Source organism: Pseudoalteromonas sp. SG41-5 (assembly GCF_014164495.1).
In the GTDB taxonomy this organism is placed as follows: Bacteria; Pseudomonadota; Gammaproteobacteria; order Enterobacterales; family Alteromonadaceae; genus Pseudoalteromonas; species Pseudoalteromonas rhizosphaerae.
Window position 1 is genome coordinate 1 of record NZ_JACJFH010000188.1, and the last position, 3108, is coordinate 3108.

The following is a 3108-nucleotide window of genomic DNA, read 5'->3' on the forward strand; positions in this document are numbered from 1 at the left end:
GCTCGAAGCTCGAATGTGGCCTCTTAGTTAAATGGATATAACGGCCCCCTCCTAAGGGGCAGTTACAGGTTCGATTCCTGTAGGGGCTACCAATAAAATCAATGAGTTACATGGTTTTTTCTTCCACTTATTTTTTATAGCACATTTATAGCATCGTAAATTGAAATATAAAAAATTTAGCGCTGTCCTTTTATTAAAGTACCCAAATTACATCCAGTTTGCTTTCGCCATGAGCGGACCTTCAAGCGTAACTCGTTTCTGCCCCGAAACAAGCTAACGCAATTACTCTAAAGATCGGCTTTGAACGACAAGCAGACACTAGTAGATAGTAAACTCACAGGGTATGCTACCTTGCAAAGTCTTGCTGATAAATGATACCTACAGGTAAATATGCGAAATTTTCTTGTCTTATTAATTACGATTCTTGCTTGTAAGTCATTCACAGCTACAAATAAGGAACCTAGGGGTATAAAATGGCACGTAGAATGCTAATTTGATGTAGGTTATCATCACCTGAACACCTCCGCTTTAATTGTTTTTTGGCGAATTTATTGTGTGCTTAAATATTCAGTTAATGTTTGGTTATAGATAAATACTTAGGTACAACCAATTATGCTTGACGCTTTCCTAGAGCAGTTACAAAAAAATGACTTTACTCGACACGAAGTAGAACAGCTAAAGCAATCTGCAAAGCTTTGTTCTTTGCCTAGTCGGCATATTTTTTTCCATCAAGGGGAAGTTGCAAAAGAGATTTTCTTTCTATTAGAAGGAATATGTCACGCTGTTTATTTTACTGACAAGGGCAAAGAGTTTAGCAAACAGTTTTATTGGGAAAATGACTGGATCATTGGTTTTGAAAGCCTAGTTAACCAAACGCCATCACCATACCAACTTGAATCACTTACCTCTTGCTCGATTATGTCTCTCCCTATCGAAACATTAAGAACATGGCGTAAGAATAAATATAGTATTTATCTCAAGCTATTGGAAATACAACTGATGTATAAAGAAAACAAAGAACGTTTTATGTTGCTTTATACTCCAGAAGAACGCTATCAACAGTTCTGTAACAGTTATCCTAACTTGTTAGAGCGCCTCACCGATTATCAAATTGCAGCTTATCTTGGCATTACACCGATCAGCCTGAGTCGTATCAAAAAACGCAATCCAACTTAACAATTGTTAATGTCTAGACTTATTCACCTTGCTACATTTCGGATATCAATATGTGTAAGGCTGAATTAAAATGATTACTTGGCAACTCCATCCGTTTCCCCAATTAACAACAATGCAACTATATCAACTGCTAAAACTCAGAGTTGACGTGTTTGTTGTCGAGCAAGAATGTCCCTATCCTGAGTTGGATGGTAAAGATCACCAAGAAGGTGTTTACCACTTACTGGGTTATCAAGGTGGCAAGTTAATGGCCTGCGCACGCTTAATGTCAAAGGGGGTTAGTTATCCATCCGTCAGTATTGGTCGTGTTGCTATTTCAAAAAATTCTCGTGGAGGGGGCATAGGGCATCAACTGGTACAAGAGGCTCTATGTGCATGTGACAAGTTGTGGCCCAGAGAGTCAATCGAAATTGGCGCTCAAGAACACCTATCAGAATTCTACCAAAACCATGGATTTATGCCGACTTCTGTAATGTATTTGGAGGATGACATCCCACATATCGATATGAAGTTGGAAAAATAACAGTGTCTTTTCCTGTGGTAAACCTCGCGATTATCTTTCTCATATTAGGTAATCTTGCTGCTTCACTATCTGATGTCGCAGTTAAGTTACTTAATGGGGAGGTATCAGCCTTTCAATACATTTTTATACGGCAATTATTTTCTACTTTAGTTATTTATCCTTTATGGTTAAAGCAGTCCAAGCAAAAGCGAAAACTGTATAGCGCTAAACTCAATCTATTTAGGGCACATCTAATTATAATAGGCAGTGGTTGCATGGTAATTGCAATCACTCACTTAACTTTAGCTACGGCTAATGCGATTTTTCATGCTGCGCCACTAATGATGCTTCCATTATCGATTTTACTTCTCCAAGAGAAACTAACGATTAAGAGCAGTGTATTATCTCTTATAGGGTTTTCAGGAGTGATTGTGGTTTTAAGACCATCAGAATTTGAATTGGCGGTAGTCTTCGCCCTTGTTACTACATTTACAATTGCCTTGTTCAACCTTACCGCGAAAAAATTACCAACGGAGCAAACTGTTGTCAGCACGCTTTTTTGGACATCATTACTTTCACTACCGATCTCTGGCTGCCTAGCTATATTCCATTGGGTGCCTCTTTCGACCACGAATCTGCTGTTCATTTTGGCAAGTGCAACTTTGGTTCTTACTTACAACGGATTAGCTGTTGCTTCGTATCAACGAGCACCTGCTAATTCTATTGCCCTAGCAGAGAACTCAGGACTGGTATTTGTCACCTTATTTGGTGTTACTTTATTCAATTAAGTGCCAGACTTTTTTACCATATTAGGGATATTGATGATCATACTACCTTTATTACCTTGGAAAATGTTGTTACAAGTAAATCGGTTGAATCAACCGTCCGAATAAACCCAAAAGGCATAGGCGAAAGTGAATTAGAAAATATATTGATGACATCTACCATGAATATAAACCCAACCAATGAAGAGCTGGTAATTGCTCGTGAATGTGTAGAGCGTATTTGACCGTAAGCCTTGCAGCCAATAAAAAGCCCGAGCGTTTAAACTCGGGCTTTTTATTGGCTGCGGTTTATTGAATTTGAAGTTATCGACTAAGCATGCTCAAACATCAGGAAAAGATAAACCACAAACAGAACCAAATGCGTTGCGCCATGCAATACATTGGTTCGGCCACTACTGAATGTTACCTTGCACACCATTAAAGTGGTGACAAGTAATACCAAATCAGAAGAGGATAGACCAAGACGAACCTCTTGATCCATCATCGCGCCGATGAATAGAACGGCTGGCACAGTAAGCGCGTGATCCGCACCACCAGTTTTGGACACCTAATTAAGTGAGTACAATCACTAATGAGGTGAACCATGACAAACAAGAAAAAACGTATTCTCCATTCTGCTGAATTTAAAGCAGAAGCACTGAAACT

3 protein-coding genes and 1 tRNA gene are annotated in these 3108 nt (G+C 39.0%); all 4 read left to right on the top strand.

What is annotated here, in order from left to right; genetic code table 11:
• Nucleotides 1-17 precede the first annotated feature (17 nt).
• The 4 genes from H5232_RS22700 to H5232_RS22715 all read left to right on the top strand — a co-directional run bounded on the left by H5232_RS22700 (nt 18) and on the right by H5232_RS22715 (nt 2466).
• Nucleotides 18-92: transfer RNA gene (locus H5232_RS22700), tRNA-Arg, on the top strand.
• A gap of 520 nt (nt 93-612) precedes the next feature.
• On the top strand, nt 613-1176 hold the full coding sequence (locus H5232_RS22705) for a Crp/Fnr family transcriptional regulator (protein ID WP_064626651.1): 564 nt from the start codon (nt 613-615) through the stop codon (nt 1174-1176).
• A gap of 70 nt (nt 1177-1246) precedes the next feature.
• Nucleotides 1247-1699 carry a GNAT family N-acetyltransferase gene (locus tag H5232_RS22710; RefSeq protein WP_064626652.1) on the top strand — a complete coding sequence of 151 codons (453 nt, stop codon included), beginning with the start codon at nt 1247-1249 and terminating at the stop codon, nt 1697-1699.
• A 2-nt stretch (nt 1700-1701) separates the two neighbouring features.
• Nucleotides 1702-2466 carry a DMT family transporter gene (locus tag H5232_RS22715; protein ID WP_220496121.1) on the top strand — a complete coding sequence of 255 codons (765 nt, stop codon included), beginning with the start codon at nt 1702-1704 and terminating at the stop codon, nt 2464-2466.
• Nucleotides 2467-3108 lie beyond the last annotated feature (642 nt).

Excerpts from the sequence above, each read along its gene's own strand:
- H5232_RS22705 (WP_064626651.1), top strand. The coding sequence starts at position 613 with ATGCTTGACGCTTTCCTAGAGCAGTTACAAAAAAATGACTTTACTCGA.
- H5232_RS22710 (WP_064626652.1), top strand. The coding sequence starts at position 1,247 with ATGATTACTTGGCAACTCCATCCGTTTCCCCAATTAACAACAATGCAA.